The sequence below is a fragment of the Brevibacterium sp. SIMBA_078 genome (assembly GCF_046534565.1).
Classification (GTDB): Bacteria; Actinomycetota; Actinomycetes; order Actinomycetales; family Brevibacteriaceae; genus Brevibacterium.
Window position 1 is genome coordinate 1 of the sequence record NZ_JAWRYQ010000443.1, and the last position, 248, is coordinate 248.

The window sequence follows — 248 nt, forward strand, 5'->3', positions numbered from 1 at the left end:
GTTGCATGCAGCCAATGATTTACTGCCCTTTGCCAGCTTATTAACCACTACGGCGGAATCGTTAATTTCACTTGCGATGGTCGCTTTGCTATTTGCCACTATTTTTAAAGTGCTGCCTGATGTCATGCTGCGTTGGCAAGACGTGCTGATTGGTGCGCTGGTCACCGCGGTGCTGTTTACCATTGGCCGCAGTGTCATTGCGATTTACCTCGCCTACACCGCTACCGCTTCTACCTATGGTGCCGCTG

The 248-nt window shown here is 51.2% G+C and carries 1 protein-coding gene; it reads left to right on the forward strand.

Annotated features, from left to right (window positions below):
- On the forward strand, positions 1 to 248 hold a 248-nt coding region (locus SB749_RS20350), incomplete at both ends, for a YhjD/YihY/BrkB family envelope integrity protein (RefSeq protein ID WP_410711905.1).